Consider the following 16,306-nt stretch of genomic DNA (forward strand, 5'->3'; position numbering starts at 1 on the left):
TGTGCCTCTCAGGCTGCTGTTCGCTGGCGCTCGACGATAACACCGGGAGGGGTCTTCGACTTGACCAAACCGGGCGGAAGAGCGAGCTTGAAGATCTTGCCCCACACCGAACCGATCTGCTTGAAGAACCCACCGGTGTTGTACGGCAAACCGTACTTCACACACAATTCTTTCACCTGGGGAGCCAGTTCCGGATAACGATGCGCAGGCAGGTCCGGGAACAGGTGGTGCTCGATCTGGTGCGAGAGGTTGCCCGACATGATGTGGAAGAGCGGGCTCCCCTCGATGTTGGCGCTACCGAGCATCTGGCGTACGTACCACTGGCCGCGAGTCTCGTCGGCCGTCTCGTCCTCGGTGAAGCTTTGTACGCCGGTGGGGAAATGGCCACAGAAGATGATCGAATACGTCCACACGTTCCGGACCAGGTTGGCAGTGACGTTCCCCGCCAGAGTGGTCACGAACAGCGGCCCCGTGAGAACCGGGAAGATGACGTAGTCCTTGAGGACCTGCTTGCCCGCCTTGTTCCACCAGCCCTTCAGGAGCGGCTTGACGTCGTGCCATTTGCGCTTGCCCTGGATGACGTTCTCGATCTCGAGGTCGTGCATCATCACGCCCCACTCGAAGAGCACCATCAAGGCAAAGGCCCAGACCGGATTACCGAGGTAGTAGGGGTTCCACTTCTGCGCGTCGTCGATACGCAGGATTCCGTATCCGATGTCGCGGTCTTTGCCGAGGATGTTCGTGTACGTGTGGTGCATGTAGTTGTGCGAGTGGCGCCACTGGTCGGCCGGGCACACCGTATCCCATTCGAAGACTTCGGAATTGAGCCCGGGTTCACGCATCCAGTCGTACTGACCGTGCATGACGTTGTGGCCGATCTCCATGTTGTCGAGGATCTTCGACACACTCAGTGCGCCGACTGCCGCGAGCCACACCGGCGGTAGGAAGCCGAGGTACATCAAGCCGCGACCGGCGACTTCGAAACCACGCTGAGCCTTGATGATCTTGTAGATGTACTCCCGATCCTCCGCACCGAGCGAGGCGACGGTGCGATCACGCAATGCATCCAACTCACGGCCGATCTCCTCGACCTGCTCGTACGTCAGGACGACGGGAGCATCGGCCTTCGCATCGGAACCGTTGCCGAGGAACGGGAGGGTGGGAAGTGAAAGTCCAAACATGTCGGTCTCCAGACAGTCGTGTGGAAAATGGGACTTCAGATGTCGACGGTGACGTCGCCGACGGGAGCGCTGACGCACAGCTGGATCTTCTTGTCCGGCTCGTCGTCTGTCTCACCGGTGCGAACGTTGCGAGTGCGACCGGCCTTCTTGACGGAGGTGCAGGAGAAGCAGATTCCCATCCGGCATCCGTATTCGGGATTGAGGCCCGCAGCTTCAGCTTGTTCGAGAAGAGTTTCGCCGGAGTTCTCGGCCGCCACCCCACTTTTGGTGAAGGACACCTCGCCGCCGGCCTCACCCGGTTCGGCCACCGCCGGCGCGAACTCCTCTGTGTTGAGCAGGTGCTCGACGTCGACCTCACGGAATACCTCACGCACTCCCCGCATCAGTCCGGGAGGCCCGCAGAGGTATGCCTGGGCGTCGATCGTGTCCGGATCGGCGATCCACGGCGCCACCGCGTCGAGGTGCCCACGATCGAAGAAACCTTCGAGGTCACCTCCACCGGTTTCGGTGTACACGAGTACCAGTTTCACGTTCGGGTTCTGCTCCGCGATGGTTTTCAGGGCGCGTGCATACGCCACGTCCGCGTCGGTGTTCGCGTAGTGCACGAACACGATCTCGCCCGAGTGCTCCTCCTCCACCAGCGTCCGAAGCATCGACATGACCGGGGTGATTCCACTGCCGCCACTGATCAACAACACCCGGCGCGGGCGGTCCGCGGGAAGGGAGAACACCCCGTCTGCCTGCGAGAGGCTGACAACGAGTCCGGGCGCGGCGTTGGCGTACAGATACTGCGACACCAGGCCACCCGGATGCGCTTTCACGGTGAGCTCGATCAGCCCACTGCGCGTAGACGCGCCCCCGGCCGGCGAGTAGCACCGAGTGTGACGAACACCGTCGATCACCACGCCCAACTGCACGAACTGGCCCGCCTGAAAACCGCGCCACTGGCGAGTCGGGCGCAGCGTCAGAGTGACGGAGTCAGCGGTCGGATGGTCGACGGAGACAACCTGCGCGCGGATGTCACGAACAGTCGCCATCGGGTTGACCAACTCGAGGTAGCGGTCGATCTGATGTGGAGCGGCCATGGCTTCGATGAGTCCCACCAAGGACAGTCCACGCCGAGGTGTGGATTTCGGTGTCGTGTTCTCAGGAGCTGATGCGATTGTCATGACCCTCCTCGTACTTCGATTGCCGGGTGAATCGATTACTGAGCTAACTTTCCCCGACTGCGTGAATTCAGTGTACAAATGTTCACCGAAGATAGTGTGACAGGTGCACACAAGTACATGTCAACAAGAATGTGACCCGAGTTACACGAGTTGCCGAAAGGAGCCGGAATGCCTGTACCTACACTCGACGTCGTGACGAAGGCCGGACCGGTGAACCCGGAGCGCAGGGAACCTGAGAACAGGGAACCGGAAAGTCGTGCCGCCAAGAAGGAACGCACACGCCAAGCGCTCCTGGACACTGCCATGGACCTCTCGGCCGATCGCGGCTTCGCCGGAATCAGCTTGCGAGAGGTAGCCCGGGAAGCCGGGATCGTTCCGACGGCGTTCTACCGCCACTTCGCTTCACTGGAGGACGTCGGCGTTGTCCTTGTCGAGGAAAGCATGCGCATGCTGCGTCAGATGCTTCGCGACGCACGGCGCAATCCCAGCACCAAGGACGCCACCACGTCGCTGGAGATCCTTGTGCGACAGGTACATTCACATGAGCGGCAGTTTCGGTTCCTCTGCCGTGAACGCTACAGCGGCGTCAGTGAGGTGCGACGCGCGATAGCCACCGAAATGCGGTTGTTCGTCAGCGAATTGACCATCGACCTCTCCAGAATTACCGGGCTGGAAAGCTGGTCGTCGGACGATCTGGAAATGTCTGCCGACCTGATCGTCTCGACGATGTTCAGTGCTGTCGTCGAACTGCTGGACGCCGGGACGGCCGGGTATCGCGACGAAGCCGCCGTCATCACCCGGGCCGAGAAGCAACTGCGAATCATCATGCTCGGAATGGCCACCTGGAATCCACCTCGAAACTGACCTCGGGTTCACCTTTTCGACGTACGGTGAGAGTCATGTCTTCCACGAGTACATTCGAAATCCCCGTTGGCGACCTCACCTTCGACGTACTGATCTCGGGCCCGGACGACGGCATTCCACTGGTAGCGCTGCACGGCTTCCCGGAGAGCGCCGCATCCTGGGGCAAGGTCACACCACTGCTCACCGCGGCGGGTTACCGCGTGATCGCACCGAATCAGCGCGGTTACTCCGCCGGCGCACGCCCCGAAGGGGTGGATGCCTACAAGATCGAGCACCTGGTCGCCGACGTCGTCGGATTGCTCGACGCGCTCGGCCTGCCCGACGCGCATCTTGTCGGTCACGACTGGGGTTCGGCGGTCGCCTGGCAGGTCGCCGGTCGCCATCCGAACCGGATCCGCAGCCTGACCGCGATCTCGGTCCCCCACCCCACCGCCTTCGGCTGGGCACTCCGCGAGGACGAGGACCAGAAGCAGCGCTCGTCGTACATCGGACTTCTCCGGCAGGAGGGCAAGGCCGAGGAAGTGTTGTCGGAGGACAACTTCCGCCGGCTGCGGGCCATGTTCGACGGACAGATCGATCCTGAATTCGCGGACGAGCACATTCGTGTCCTGAGTGGTGAGGGCGCGCTGACCGGCGCCTTGAACTGGTACCGCGCGATGACCCGCGACTTCGGCGACATCGATCGCACCACCGTCCCGACCACGTACGTCTGGAGCACCGGCGACACAGCGCTCGGCCGTGCAGGCGCAGAGCGCTGCGGTGAATTCGTGGACGCACCCTACGAGTTCGTCGTGCTCGAGGGCGGAAGTCACTGGATTCCGGAAGAGCGAGCCGAAGAGCTGGCCGAGGCAATCCTCGCGCGTGCAGGATCCTGATCGCCGCGTGGAATTCGGCTCTATGTATGTTGTCATACATAGAGCCGAATTGATTCCACCACCAGGAGTTCTGCGATGACCGAGACCGTTGCACCACCCCATCCTTTTGACGCTGCTGTCGGATTGACGTCGCTCACCGCCGGCTTGTCGACCGGCGAAACCAATCCGGCGTACAACAACATGGTCGGCCCGTTCGGCGGCGTCACCGCTGCCACCTTGCTCGAATCCGTGCTGAAGCACCCCGAACGCCTCGGCGATCCGCTGTCGTTGACCGTCAACTTTGCCGGTCCGATCACCGAAGGCGCTTTCGAGATCTCCGCCCGGCCGGTGCGCACCAACCGCTCGACGCAGCACTGGTCCATCGAACTGTCGCAGGACGGAACCGTCGCCACCACCGCGACGGCAGTGTTCGGTACCAGGCGTGAAACCTGGTCGTCGACCGAAATCACGATGCCGGAGGTTCCGTCGGCCGACAACGTTGCACTGCTGCCGTTCCCCGAGTTCATCGCCTGGGCACAGAACTACGAGATGCGGTTTGTCGAAGGTGCGATCCCCGATCTGGAGTCGGGCGAGCATCCCGACTCGACCACGACACTCTGGGTGCGCGACCAGCCGGCACGCGCTCTCGACTTCACGTCACTCACCGCACTGTGCGATGTCTTCTTCCCGCGGGTCTTCTTGCGCCGAGGCAAGATGGCACCGGCCGGAACGGTCTCGATGACCATCTACTTCCACGCCGACCCTCCGGCACTGACCGAACAGGCGGACAAGTCCGTCCTGGGAACCGCGCGTACTCAACGGTTCGGCAACGGGTACTTCGATCAGTCGGCCGAAATTTGGGGCACTGACGGCGCATTGCTCGCTACAACTCACCAGTTGGTCTACTTCAAGGATTGACGGGCAGCGCGCTGTCGCCTTCCGGCGCCTTCACCATCGACAGCGCGGCAAGGCCCACGCCGAGAACCACCAGCAGTCCGATGATGCCGGCGCGGTCTGCACCGAAGAGCCAGGCGAACAGGCCGAACAGTGTCGGCGCCAGAAACGACACTGCTCGGCCTGTGGTCGCGTACAGGCCGAACATCTGACCTTCACGCCCAGGCGGGGTGATGCGCGCCAGGAAGGTTCGTGCCGAAGACTGGGCGGGCCCGACGAACAGGCAGAGTGCGAGTCCGAAGATCCAGAACATCACCGGCCCGGACACCGCGATCAGTATCGCGCCGACGACGATCATCGACGCGAGAGAGACGGTGATGACCTGCTTCGGTCCGATCCGATCGTCGAAGCGTCCGGCAACCAATGCACCGATTGCGGAAATCACGTTGGCGGCAACACCGAACAGCAGGACGTCGGCCGCGCTGATTCCGTAGACGTTGACAGCCAGCACGGCTCCGAAGGTGAACACGCCCGCCAGACCGTCACGAAAGAGTGCGCTCGCGATCAGGTACCAGATCGTGCGCCTGTCGACATTCCAGAGTTCGCGCAGATCGCGCCACAACACCCGATAGGAGTCGAGGAACCCGGCCTTCGACGCTCCCGGATCGACGGCGGGGCTGGGCAACTCGGGAACCTTGAAGAACACCGGAATCGCGAAGACCGCGAACCACACTGCGGCCAGCAGTGCCACCATCCGGATGTTCATGCCGCCGTCGGTGGTCAACCCCAGGAATCCTCGAGTGTCGCCGTCTCCGACGATAAAGCCGAAGTAGCACAGCAACAGCAGCACGATTCCGCCGAAATATCCCATGGCCCAGCCGAAGCCGGACACTCGACCCAGATTCTCCGGCGTCGACACCTGCCGCATCATGGCGTTGTAGGGAACGCCGGCCAGCTCGAAGATCACCGAGCCGATTGCGAGCAGAACCAATCCGAGCCACAGGTAGCGGTAGTTGTCTTCGACGAAATAGAGACCCGCCATCGAGAGCACGGTGATGCCGGTGAGTATCGCGAGCGAGAGTTTGCGTTTACCCGACGCATCGAAACGCTGTCCGGTGATCGGTGCGAGTATCGCGATGAAGAAGCCGGCGATTCCGAGGGCCCAACTGAGCCACGTAGTTGCCGATATCGAGCCGGGCAGGTCGTCGCCGACCGCGTCGGTGAGATAGACCGAGAAGACGAACGTGAGGATCACCGCATTGAACGCGGCCGATCCCCAGTCCCACAGCCCCCACGCGATCACTTGACTCTTCGTGGCCGCACCACCGATGCCTGCGGGTGGCTCGGCCTGGGTGCTGGTGGACTCGGCGCTCATACGGCGAAGCCTAACTGCGCGCGGGCGACTCGGCGCCTCTCTCCGAGATCGACATACAGGACGTTCTATGCACCCGAGTTAGTACGCACTTAGTTGCATACGCACCTGAGTGCATAGATACTTTTTCCATGGCTCTCGAACATGCGTTGCTCGTCTCCTTGTCCGAACAGGATGCGTCGGGATACGACCTCACACGCCGGTTCGACAAGTCGATCGGCTTCTTCCACAGTGCGACGCACCAGCAGATCTACCGAGTCCTCAAGCGAATGGACGAGGCAGGCTGGGTGGAGGTGGAGGCCATCGCGCAGGACGGCCGCCCGGACAAGAAGATGTACCGCGTCAGCGACGCGGGCCGCGCCGAACTGACCCGATGGATCGCCGAGCCGTCCGAGCCGAACCACCTGCGCAACGAGTTGGCCATCAAGATCAGGGCCGCAGCGCACGCCGATCTCCCCGCTCTACGCCGCGAAGTCGCTCGCCACCGCGACGGCCACGCCGCTCGCCTCGACGTCTACCGACTCATCGAAAAGCGTGACTTCCCCAATCCAGCAGCACTTTCCGGCTCTTCCCTGCACCAATACCTCGTACTTCGCGGCGGTATTCGCGTCGAAGAAGGATTCACCGACTGGTGCCAGGAAGTTCTGGACGCATTGCCCACTGGCGAGTACGCCACGGAAGGACATCTTCAGTCATGACGGATACACAGTTCCCCCGCCTGCTCGAACCGCTCGACCTCGGATTCACGACGCTGAAGAACCGCGTCGTCATGGGATCGATCCACACCGGCCTCGAAGATCGCGCGAAGGACACCGATCGCTTGGCCGAGTACTTCGCCGAACGCGCACGTGGCGGTGTCGGTCTGATCATCACCGGCGGCTACGCGCCCAACCGCACCGGTTGGCTCTTGCCCTTCGGTGCCAAGCTGACCAACCGCATCGAAGCGCGCCGTCACCGCCGGATCACCAAGGCGGTTCACGACGCGGGCGGAAAGATCGCCATGCAGATCCTGCACGCGGGTCGCTACAGCTATCAGCCGTTCAGTGTGTCCGCGTCGTCGATCAAGGCGCCCATCAATCCGTTCCGTCCGCGCAAGCTGACCGGCCGCGGCGTGCGATGGCAGATCCGCAACTATGTTCGCTGCGCGCGTCTGGCCAAGTCCGCCGGTTACGACGGCGTCGAAATCATGGGCGGTGAGGGCTACTTCATCAACCAGTTCCTCTGCGAGCGCACGAACAAGCGGACCGACCAGTGGGGTGGCAGCTCCGAGAACCGTCGACGCATCGCAGTCGAGATCGTGCGACGCACACGCAAGGCCGTCGGCCCGAACTTCATCATCGTGTTCCGGCTGTCGATGGCAGACCTGGTCGAGGGCGGCCAGACCTGGGATGAAATCGTCTCACTGGCAAAGGAAGTCGAAGCCGCCGGCGCCACGATCATCAACACCGACATCGGGTGGCACGAGTCACGGGTGCCCACCATCGTCACCTCGGTCCCCCGAGCAGCCTTCGTGGACATCACGAGCAAGCTCGAGAAGCACGTCGACATTCCCGTTGCCGCCTCGAACCGGATCAACATGCCCGAGACTGCCGAAGAGATCCTCAACCGCGGTGACGCACAGTTGATTTCGATGGCAAGGCCGATGCTCGCCGATCCCGACTGGGTAAACAAGGCCGAGCGCGGAGCATCAGACGAGATCAACACGTGTATCGCCTGCAACCAAGCCTGCCTCGACCACGCCTTCGTGCACAAGCAGGTCTCCTGCCTGCTCAACCCGCGCGCGGGCCGCGAGACCACGCTGATCCTCTCCCCCACCCGGCGGGCCAAGAACCTCGCCGTCGTCGGTGCCGGTCCTGCAGGACTTTCGGCAGCACTCAACCTTGCTCAGCGAGGTCATGCGGTCACGTTGTTCGAGGCTTCGGACAAGATCGGTGGACAGTTCGGGATCGCACAGCTCATTCCGGGTAAGGAAGAGTTCGCCGAGACCATTCGCTACTACACCCGCATGCTGGACGTGGCCGGAGTGACGGTCAAGCTCGACACCCGCGTCGCACCGGCAGACCTCATCGGCTCCTTCGACGAAGTCGTGGTTGCCACCGGCGTGACGCCGCGCGTTCCCAAGATCCCCGGCATCGACAACTCGAAGGTGCTGACCTACGCCGAGGTCGTCCGAGAGGGCAAGCCGGTCGGTAAGTCCGTGGCCGTCATCGGTGCCGGCGGCATCGGCGTCGACGTGAGCGAATTCCTCACCCACCCGACCTCCCCCACCCTTCACCTGAAGGAGTGGAAGCAGGAATGGGGCGTCACCGAACCCGAGATGGCGCCGGGTGCTCTCACCACCCCGGTACCGGAGCTCTCCGAACGTGAGGTCTACCTCCTCCAGCGCAAGCCCGGGCGCATCGGCGCCGGACTCGCGAAGACCACGGGCTGGGTCCACCGAGCAGCACTCAAGAACAAGGGCGTGCACGAACTCTCGGGCGTCAACTACGAGCGCATCGACGACTCCGGCCTGCACATCACGTTCGGTGAGAAGCATGAGAAGCCCCGACTCCTCGAGGTCGACACCATCGTCATCTGCGCCGGGCAGGAATCGGTTCGTGACCTCGTGGACGAGCTGACCGTCGCGGGCGTGGTGACCCACATCATCGGCGGCGCCGACGTGGCCGGAGAACTCGACGCCAAGCGTGCCATCGAACAGGGCACACGACTGGCCGCGAAGATCTGACCGGCTACGCTGACTGATCGTGAGCCTGCCGACACCCACAACCACAGCCCGCGCCGTCGTGACCGGCGCCTCCTCCGGCATCGGAGAGGCACTGGCCGCTGATCTGGCATCACGCGGACACTCCCTGATTCTCGTCGCCCGTCGCGGCGAGGTCATGGAGGTCCTCGCCGAGAAGCTTCGCGCCGCGCACGGCGTCGAGGTGGAGGTCCGTGCATCGGACCTCTCCGACAGCGCGGCGCGTGCCGTTCTCGTCGAGGAGCTCGGTGGCCGCGACATCAGCATCCTGTGCAACAACGCCGGTATCGCCACCTTCGGGCCGATCGCCGAGCTGGACCCGGCATACGAGCGCGACCAGGTCGAGCTCAACGCCGTTGCAGTGCACGACCTCACGCTGGCCGTGCTTCCGGGCATGCTCGCACGCAAGTCCGGAGCCATCCTGATGGTCGGATCCGCGGCCGGCAACATGCCGATCCCCAACAACGCGACGTACGCCGCCACGAAAGCGTTCGTGAACACCTTCGCGGAATCGTTGCGCGGTGAGCTCAAGGGCACCGGAGTGAACGTCACCCTGCTCGCCCCAGGCCCTGTACGCACCGAAACTCCGGACCCGGCCGAAGCGTCGATCGTCGACAAGCTGGTCCCGGACTTCTTCTGGATCTCGAGCGAGTACACCGCCAAGGTCTCGCTCGACGGCCTGGCCGAGAACAAGATGCGCGTCGTACCGGGCATCTTGAGCAAGGCGATGTCAGTCGCGGGTGGTTACAGCCCGCGCTCCGTCGTTGCGCCCATCGTGGGCACGTTCTACAAGAAGCTCGGCGGCTGATTCACGCAAACTTCTCAGAGCAGGCCATAGCAGACCGTAAAGTCGGTTAATGGCGATGCGACGAACACTGGCAGTCGGGGCAATCCTTCTTTTGGCCGGAGGGTTGCCCTTACTGCTGCCTACCGCAGCGAATGCGTGCTCGTGCGCTTCTTTTGCGTCCCCGGAAGAAGCCGTGAGCGTATCCAGCACTGTTTTCCTCGGAACCCCGACGGAGAAAACTTCGGACGGGTTCGAGGACACCTACCTGTTCGACGTCAGCCGGGTCTACAAAGGCGATCTGGCATCGGTGACGTCGGTGGGGACACTCGCGAACGGGAACGGTTGTGGCACAAGCTACGTGCTCGGTACCGAGCGGCTGATGTTCGTTTCTGCGCCGTACGACGTCGACGCCGAGCACGAGGGGTACGGCTGCGAGCCTTACACCGGGACCGACTTCGACGTCCAAGCGGCGGTCGAGTCCGTGTACGGCGACGGTTACGCCCCGAGAGTCGGCGGAACTCCGTCCGTTGGTGTGTCCGCCGACAGATCGGCGGTCATCGGCGGAGTCGCCGCGGTGGCATTGCTCGCGGTGCTCGGTTGGTTCGGAGGGAAGCGGCGGCGAGCACAGTGAGTCGACAGGCACAGGAAGTCGAGGACGTCAGGGCCGCGTCAACCTCGTTCGGCGGCGCGTCAAGTAAGCGTCAAGAACCGCCCCACGGGTGATCTTCGGGAGTAGATCTGAAGGTAGCCCGCAACACGGCGGGTCACCTTCAGGAGATCGACGTGACGCTACTCGAAATCTTCCCCTCCCTACGCGGCGCAATGACACCGCGTATGGATCCTGCGTTGTGGCCCATCAGTACTCGCCACGACCACCGCGGGCGTGTCTGCATCGGAGACGTCTCCCTCGAAGAGATCGCGGACCAGTACGGCACACCGACGTACGTCGTCGACGAGGCGGACGTGCGGCACCGCTGCCGCACGTATCGAGAGATCTTTCCCGACTCGGAGATCGTGTATGCCGGCAAGGCACTGATGATTCGAGCGATGGCTACCTGGGTTTCCGACGAGGGACTCGGGGTGGATGTCTGTTCCGCCGGTGAACTCGCCATCGCGCTTGCCGCCGGCGTGGACCCGAAACGAATCATTCTGCACGGCAATGCCAAATCGGTTTCCGAACTGAGGGCGGCGGTCAACGCGGGCGTCGGCCGGATCGTCCTCGACTCCCCCAGCGAAGCGGTACGGCTCGCGTCGGTGTGTACCCACCGGCAGAAGGTGTTGATCAGAGTCACACCCGGCATCGATATTCACGGGCACAAGGCAGTGTCGACCGGAGTACTCGACCAAAAGTTCGGACTACCGGCATTTTCCGAAGAACTGGAACGTACGGTATCCGTCGTCGCCAACGCGACGCACCTGCAACTCATCGGCCTGCATTGTCATCTCGGCTCCCAGATCACCGATCCCGAACTCTTCCGCCCCGCGATCGAGACGATGATCGCGCAGATGGACGACATACGACGCACGCATCGAATCATCCTCACCGAACTCGATCTCGGCGGTGGCCACGGGATCGCGTACGTACCGGGAGACGCCCAACTGGATCTGACCCGCCTTGCCCACGTCATCGACGAAACTCTCGACGACGCGTGCACCCGAAACCGCTTCCCTCGACCAGAAATCGTTCTCGAACCCGGCCGAGCGATCGCTGCGCGGGCCGGAGTCACGCTCTATCGCGTACAGAACATCAAGACGATCAGCGGCGGGCGAACCTTCGTGTCCGTCGACGGTGGGATGAGCGACAACCCTCGGGTGTCGTTGTACGACAGCCACTACGACGTCGAACTGGTGAATCGACATTCGACTGCGCCGCTCCAGGAAGTCACGGTCGCCGGCCGCCATTGCGAATCGGGCGACGAAATCGCCGTCGGTGCAAGCCTTCCCGCCGACTTGCACGAAGGGGACCTGTTGGCAGTGCCGTGCACGGGTGCCTATCACCACAGCATGGCCTCCACCTACAACAGCGTCGGCCGGCCACCTGTCGTCGCTGTGCTCGGCGGGATTGCGCGGCCATTGATCAGGCGCGAATCGATCAACGACCTCCTGGCCCGCGAGGTCGGCATCTGACCTCGCGGGCGCCCAAGCGTCAGCGCTTACGGCGACTACCGGTGCCGAAGATGTTTCGCGAAATCTCCCGTCCCGCAGCCGAAGCCGCGGATCGCAGGAAACTCTTGACGGCGGAGTTACCCAAGATCTGCTCGGCGATGTTGGGGCCCTCCGGTTCGGCCGGCGGCGGTGGCGGCAGATCCGGAAGCGACGGAAGATCGAGGGACTGATCCGCCGTCGGAGCACCGGCAACCTTCGCCGTCAACTTCTCGTATGCCGACTCGCGGTCGATGGTCTGGCCGTATTTCTGATTCAGCGGGCTCGACGATGCGGCCGCCTTGATCGCGTCGTTGCCGATGGTGTCCATCAGCGACCTGGGAGGCCGAATCTTGGTCCAGGCCACCGGCGTCGGCGCGCCCTTTTCCGACAGCACGGTCACGATCGCTTCACCGATACCGAGTGAAGTCAGTGCCTTTTCCAGGTCGTAGTGTTCGGTCTTCGGATACGTGCGAACGGTCTTGTTGAGTGCCTTCTGATCGTCGGGCGTGAAGGCACGCAAGGCGTGCTGAACCCGCGCGCCCAGCTGCGACAGAACCGAATTGGGAATGTCGGTCGGAAGCTGCGTGCAGAAGAAAACGCCGACGCCCTTGGAACGAATCAGCTTGACCGTCTGTTCCACCTGCTGAAGGAAGGCCTTCGACGCGTCCGCGAACAGAAGGTGCGCCTCGTCGAAGATGAACACGAGCTTCGGCTTGTCCAGATCTCCCTCCTCCGGCAGCGTCTGGAACAGGTCCGCGAGCACCCACATCAGGAAGGTGGAGAACATCGCCGGGCGTGCCGCCTGAGCGCCGAGTTCGAACAGCGTAATCACGCCGGCGCCGCCGACGACACGCAACAGGTCCTCGGTCTCGAGTTCCGGTTCGCCGAAGAAGGTGTCACCGCCGTCGGCTTCGAGGTTGACCAAGGCGCGCAGAATCACTCCGGCGGTTGCCGAGGAAACTCCACCGATACCTTTCAGATCCGCCTTGCCCTCAGCGCTCGTCAGGTGGGCGATGACCGAACGCAGATCCTTGAGGTCCAGCAGAGCGAGGCCCTGAGTGTCGGCCCAGTGGAAGATCAGCCCTAGAGTCGATTCCTGTGTCTCGTTGAGGCCCAACACTTTGCTGAGCAGGATCGGCCCGAAACTGGTGATCGTCGCGCGCACCGGGATACCGATTCCGTCAGTACCCAACGACAAGAACTCCACGGGCATCCCTGCGGGAGTCCACGAATCGTCACCCGTCTCGACTGCGCGAGCCTTCATCTTCTCGCTCGGCTCCCCTGCCTTCGACAGACCCGAGAGATCGCCCTTGACGTCGGCCATCACCACTGGCACACCCGCGGCAGACAGCTGCTCGGCGATGCCCTGCAACGTCTTGGTCTTGCCGGTACCCGTCGCACCGGCGATCAGGCCGTGACGGTTGATCGTCGCCAACGGAATCCGCACCCGCGCGGTGGGATCTGCCACCCCGTCGATCACCACCGAGCCCAGCTCGAGTGCTCGACCTTCGGATGAGTAGCCCGCCGCGATTTCAGCTGCAGCACCGGACGGCGCCGGGGCGGCGGGGGTAGCACCTGCAGATGCTTCGGCTTCAGCGGCAGCCGCTTCCTTCTCCGCTTCCTCGGCTGCTGCGGCGGCTTCAGCTGCAATCCGGGCGGCTTCGGCAGCGGCGGCCTTTGCAGCTTTCGCCTTCTCCGCCGGCGTCAGCGGCGCGGCTCCGTCCTTCGGATCCACGGTCATCGAAAAGCCCTCCTCGTTGCAGTGCGGCGAAGATCTTGTCATCACCCGAGCGCCGTCCTGCACGCACCCGAGTTTCCACCGCAGACCTTATCCCGCGGCCGCGCGCACTACTGTGTTCCTGGTGCAGGACAAATTGGTATGGATCGATTGTGAAATGACCGGGCTGCGACTCGAGTCGGACAAACTCATCGAGATTGCGGCTCTGGTGACCGACAGCGACTTGAACATCTTGGGCGAAGGTGTGGACATCGTCATCCACGCCGACGACGACGCTCTGGCGGCAATGCCCGACGTCGTGAAGAAGATGCACGCGAAGTCGGGACTGACCGAAGAGGTCAGGAAGTCGACGGTCACCCTCGCCGAGGCGGAGAAAGAAGTGCTCGCGTACATCCGCAAGCACGTTCCCGTCGCCGGTACGGCGCCCTTGGCAGGCAACTCCATCGCCACCGACCGCGGATTCATCTCACGCGACATGACGGCACTGGACACCTACCTGCACTACCGGATGATCGACGTGAGCTCCATCAAGGAACTTTCGCGCCGCTGGTACCCGCGGATCTACTTCGGCCAGCCCGAAAAAGGTCTCGCCCACCGAGCGCTCGCCGACATCAAGGAATCCATCCGCGAACTCAAGTACTACCGCGGCACCGCATTCGTCGCGGCGCCCGGACCGTCGAGCGCGGAGATCGCAGCCGTCGTAGAGGGCTTGGGTCCCGCCTGACCTGCCGATTGGCTTCCTGACCGACTTTCGCGCTAGTATCTCTTTCGTCAAAGCAGCCGGGTCAAACCGGTGGCCGAGGCAATGGTGGGCGTAGTTCAGTTGGTAGAGCACCAGGTTGTGATCCTGGCTGTCGCGGGTTCGAGTCCCGTCGCTCACCCAAGCGGAACCCCCGAGAATGTCGAAAGACATTCTCGGGGGTTCTTTTGGTTTGTGCGCCAGCCTGAATGCCCCTGCACGTCTGGTCGGCTACCTCCCCGCCCCGCCCCGATCCCCTAGCCGCCCGCCCGCCCGCCCCACCCCGATCCGAGCGAACGTACCTCTCGTCGCCTCAGATAGACCGAAAGCCACTTTCGCTCACATCGGGGTAGCTGGAGATCACGACAGATGGCCCAGCCGTCGATCACTCGGGCCGCGGGCCGGGCTCCCAGACGCCCACTACGGTCCCGTCCCTCACGTGTCGCTCGTATGCCGAAACCTTGCCGTGGATGACGGCAAGGTTGTCCTGCATCGCAGAAATCCTGGATCGAATCAACACCTCATGCTGTTGTAGAAGTGAAAGCCGTTCCTTCTCGTTTCCCGGACCGGACCTGACGAGTGCGGCGAATTCACGGATCGTGGCGATCGGCATACCCGAATCTCGGAAGCGATTGCACAGCTTCAACCAAGTGACATCGCTTTCGGAGTAGACCCGACGCCCACCTGCCGAGCGTGCAACCTCGTGAACGAACAGTTCCTCGTGTTCGAAGTATCGAAGGGAATCGATGCTGATTCCGGTCTCGACAGCGACCTCACCGATTGACAGTTCACGCATTGCCTGACGACCTTTCCTTGACCTGGAGTGCACTCCAGATTTTACGGTGCTGCCATGATTTCGATTCAGCGCAAGATCAACACCGGATTCGCCCGAACCTCCACCGCCGACGACGTACTTGCCGGGCGAGACCTGACCGGCACCACCGCATTGGTCACTGGCGGGTACTCCGGACTCGGATTCGAGATTTCGCGGTCGCTTTCGTCGGCCGGCGCGCGAGTGCTGGTGCTTGCCCGCCGACCAGAGCAGGCACGGGGTGCCGTGGCCGACTTTCCAGGTATCGAAGTGCAAGCGTGCGACCTGTCGGACCCGAGCAGTGTCAGATCGTGTGCGCGAGAAATTCTCGATTCCCGGATCAGTCCGGACATCATCGTCTGCAATGCGGGAATCATGGCCTGCCCGGAGATCCGAGTCGGGTCTGACTGGGAATCACAGTTCGCGATCAATCACCTCGGGCACTTTGTACTGGTGAACCTGCTTGTGCCTGCCATGCCCGCAAACGGTTCTCGCGTGGTCGCTGTCTCGTCGGCGGGACATTTTCTGTCGGGGGTGCGTTGGGACGACATACATTTCCGCAACGGCTACGACCGATGGCTTGCGTACGGTCAGGCCAAGACTGCAAATGCTCTCTTCGCTGTACAGCTGGCGAGCGCCGGTGCTTCACGCGGAATCACTGCGTTCTCCGTCCATCCCGGGAGCATCCTTACTCCCCTTCAACGTCACTTCTCCGCATCGGAGAAACACGAACTCGGATGGACTACGTCGAATGGCGACGCCGTGCCGGGATTCAAGACTCCCGCCCAGGGCGCCGCTACAGCGGTGTGGGCGGCGACGGCGCCGATACTCGCCGATCACGCCGGCGCGTACCTCCAAGACTGCAACATCGCGGACGTTGCGCAGACGGATGACATGAGCGTCGGCGGCGTGAAGCCTTGGGCTACCGATCGCGACGACGCACGCAGACTATGGGCACTGTCCGCTGAAATGACCGGAGTGGACGCCTTCGGTCGGCGCTGACACCGAGCGA

15 protein-coding genes and 1 tRNA gene are annotated in these 16,306 nt (G+C 62.9%); 11 read left to right on the top strand and 5 right to left on the bottom strand.

Annotation, left to right across the window (positions count from 1 at the left end):
- Positions 1 to 8: 8 nt before the first annotated feature.
- Positions 9 to 1,181: a fatty acid desaturase family protein gene (locus ABWI03_RS25800; protein WP_235169736.1), complete on the bottom strand. Its 1,173-nt coding sequence runs from the start codon at positions 1,179 to 1,181 to the stop codon at positions 9 to 11.
- Positions 1,182 to 1,216: 35 nt separating this feature from the next.
- On the bottom strand, positions 1,217 to 2,350 hold the full coding sequence (locus ABWI03_RS25805; RefSeq protein ID WP_298781334.1) for a ferredoxin reductase: 1,134 nt from the start codon (positions 2,348 to 2,350) through the stop codon (positions 1,217 to 1,219).
- A 168-nt stretch (positions 2,351 to 2,518) separates the two neighbouring features.
- Between ABWI03_RS25805 and ABWI03_RS25810 the strand changes: the two genes are divergently transcribed.
- The 3 genes from ABWI03_RS25810 to ABWI03_RS25820 all read left to right on the top strand — a co-directional run bounded on the left by ABWI03_RS25810 (position 2,519) and on the right by ABWI03_RS25820 (position 4,986).
- The gene (locus tag ABWI03_RS25810) at positions 2,519 to 3,214 is read left to right on the top strand and encodes a TetR family transcriptional regulator (protein ID WP_095973057.1); all 696 of its coding nucleotides are present in this window, start codon (positions 2,519 to 2,521) and stop codon (positions 3,212 to 3,214) included.
- Between the two features lie 35 nt (positions 3,215 to 3,249).
- A complete protein-coding gene (locus ABWI03_RS25815) occupies positions 3,250 to 4,089 on the top strand; it encodes an alpha/beta fold hydrolase (protein ID WP_124570049.1) in 840 nt (279 codons plus the stop codon).
- Positions 4,090 to 4,164: 75 nt separating this feature from the next.
- Entirely contained in the window at positions 4,165 to 4,986 is an 822-nt protein-coding gene (locus ABWI03_RS25820; RefSeq protein WP_235169738.1) for an acyl-CoA thioesterase, read from the top strand.
- Here the strand turns inward: ABWI03_RS25820 and ABWI03_RS25825 are convergent.
- A complete protein-coding gene (locus tag ABWI03_RS25825; RefSeq protein WP_166811337.1) occupies positions 4,976 to 6,337 on the bottom strand; it encodes an MFS transporter in 1,362 nt (453 codons plus the stop codon). The genes ABWI03_RS25820 and ABWI03_RS25825 overlap by 11 nt on opposite strands.
- 128 nt (positions 6,338 to 6,465) lie before the next feature.
- Between ABWI03_RS25825 and ABWI03_RS25830 the strand changes: the two genes are divergently transcribed.
- The 5 genes from ABWI03_RS25830 (at position 6,466) to lysA (ending at position 11,988) form a co-directional block, all read left to right on the top strand.
- Positions 6,466 to 7,032, top strand: coding sequence for a PadR family transcriptional regulator (locus tag ABWI03_RS25830; protein ID WP_235169739.1), 567 nt, complete (start codon positions 6,466 to 6,468; stop codon positions 7,030 to 7,032).
- The gene (locus tag ABWI03_RS25835) at positions 7,029 to 9,059 is read left to right on the top strand and encodes an NADPH-dependent 2,4-dienoyl-CoA reductase (protein ID WP_296555635.1); all 2,031 of its coding nucleotides are present in this window, start codon (positions 7,029 to 7,031) and stop codon (positions 9,057 to 9,059) included. Before ABWI03_RS25830 ends, ABWI03_RS25835 begins: the two co-directional genes overlap by 4 nt.
- A gap of 19 nt (positions 9,060 to 9,078) precedes the next feature.
- Positions 9,079 to 9,882 (top strand): mycolate reductase, encoded by an 804-nt coding sequence (gene cmrA, locus ABWI03_RS25840; protein WP_095973051.1) that lies wholly within the window; start codon positions 9,079 to 9,081, stop codon positions 9,880 to 9,882.
- 172 nt (positions 9,883 to 10,054) lie between these two features.
- The gene (locus ABWI03_RS25845) at positions 10,055 to 10,492 is read left to right on the top strand and encodes a hypothetical protein (RefSeq protein ID WP_298781342.1); all 438 of its coding nucleotides are present in this window, start codon (positions 10,055 to 10,057) and stop codon (positions 10,490 to 10,492) included.
- A 152-nt stretch (positions 10,493 to 10,644) separates the two neighbouring features.
- Entirely contained in the window at positions 10,645 to 11,988 is a 1,344-nt protein-coding gene (lysA, locus tag ABWI03_RS25850; RefSeq protein WP_298781345.1) for a diaminopimelate decarboxylase, read from the top strand.
- 19 nt (positions 11,989 to 12,007) lie between these two features.
- Here the strand turns inward: lysA and ABWI03_RS25855 are convergent, their stop codons facing one another.
- The gene (locus ABWI03_RS25855) at positions 12,008 to 13,747 is read right to left on the bottom strand and encodes a helicase HerA-like domain-containing protein (RefSeq protein ID WP_166811329.1); all 1,740 of its coding nucleotides are present in this window, start codon (positions 13,745 to 13,747) and stop codon (positions 12,008 to 12,010) included.
- A gap of 121 nt (positions 13,748 to 13,868) precedes the next feature.
- Here ABWI03_RS25855 and orn point away from each other — a divergent pair, with 121 nt between their 5' ends.
- Positions 13,869 to 14,468 carry an oligoribonuclease gene (gene orn / locus ABWI03_RS25860; protein ID WP_024487359.1) on the top strand — a complete coding sequence of 200 codons (600 nt, stop codon included), beginning with the start codon at positions 13,869 to 13,871 and terminating at the stop codon, positions 14,466 to 14,468.
- Between the two features lie 84 nt (positions 14,469 to 14,552).
- Positions 14,553 to 14,625, top strand: a tRNA-His gene (locus tag ABWI03_RS25865).
- A 243-nt stretch (positions 14,626 to 14,868) separates the two neighbouring features.
- On the opposite strand, the gene ABWI03_RS25870 is transcribed toward ABWI03_RS25865, so the two are convergent.
- Positions 14,869 to 15,279, bottom strand: a complete 411-nt coding sequence (locus tag ABWI03_RS25870; protein ID WP_235169744.1) for a MerR family transcriptional regulator — start codon at positions 15,277 to 15,279, stop codon at positions 14,869 to 14,871.
- Between the two features lie 54 nt (positions 15,280 to 15,333).
- On the opposite strand from ABWI03_RS25870, the gene ABWI03_RS25875 reads away from it, so the two are divergent.
- A complete protein-coding gene (locus ABWI03_RS25875) occupies positions 15,334 to 16,296 on the top strand; it encodes an oxidoreductase (protein ID WP_095973047.1) in 963 nt (320 codons plus the stop codon).
- Positions 16,297 to 16,306: the final 10 nt, after the last annotated feature.

It is taken from the genome of Rhodococcus baikonurensis, assembly GCF_040489275.1.
Classification (GTDB): Bacteria; Actinomycetota; Actinomycetes; order Mycobacteriales; family Mycobacteriaceae; genus Rhodococcus_F; species Rhodococcus_F baikonurensis.

Excerpts from the sequence above, each read along its gene's own strand:
- ABWI03_RS25800 (WP_235169736.1), bottom strand. The coding sequence starts at position 1,181 with ATGTTTGGACTTTCACTTCCCACCCTCCCGTTCCTCGGCAACGGTTCC.
- ABWI03_RS25805 (WP_298781334.1), bottom strand. The coding sequence starts at position 2,350 with ATGACAATCGCATCAGCTCCTGAGAACACGACACCGAAATCCACACCT.
- ABWI03_RS25810 (WP_095973057.1), top strand. The coding sequence starts at position 2,519 with ATGCCTGTACCTACACTCGACGTCGTGACGAAGGCCGGACCGGTGAAC.
- ABWI03_RS25815 (WP_124570049.1), top strand. The coding sequence starts at position 3,250 with ATGTCTTCCACGAGTACATTCGAAATCCCCGTTGGCGACCTCACCTTC.
- ABWI03_RS25820 (WP_235169738.1), top strand. The coding sequence starts at position 4,165 with ATGACCGAGACCGTTGCACCACCCCATCCTTTTGACGCTGCTGTCGGA.
- ABWI03_RS25825 (WP_166811337.1), bottom strand. The coding sequence starts at position 6,337 with ATGAGCGCCGAGTCCACCAGCACCCAGGCCGAGCCACCCGCAGGCATC.
- ABWI03_RS25830 (WP_235169739.1), top strand. The coding sequence starts at position 6,466 with ATGGCTCTCGAACATGCGTTGCTCGTCTCCTTGTCCGAACAGGATGCG.
- ABWI03_RS25835 (WP_296555635.1), top strand. The coding sequence starts at position 7,029 with ATGACGGATACACAGTTCCCCCGCCTGCTCGAACCGCTCGACCTCGGA.
- ABWI03_RS25855 (WP_166811329.1), bottom strand. The coding sequence starts at position 13,747 with ATGACCGTGGATCCGAAGGACGGAGCCGCGCCGCTGACGCCGGCGGAG.
- ABWI03_RS25870 (WP_235169744.1), bottom strand. The coding sequence starts at position 15,279 with ATGCGTGAACTGTCAATCGGTGAGGTCGCTGTCGAGACCGGAATCAGC.
- ABWI03_RS25875 (WP_095973047.1), top strand. The coding sequence starts at position 15,334 with ATGATTTCGATTCAGCGCAAGATCAACACCGGATTCGCCCGAACCTCC.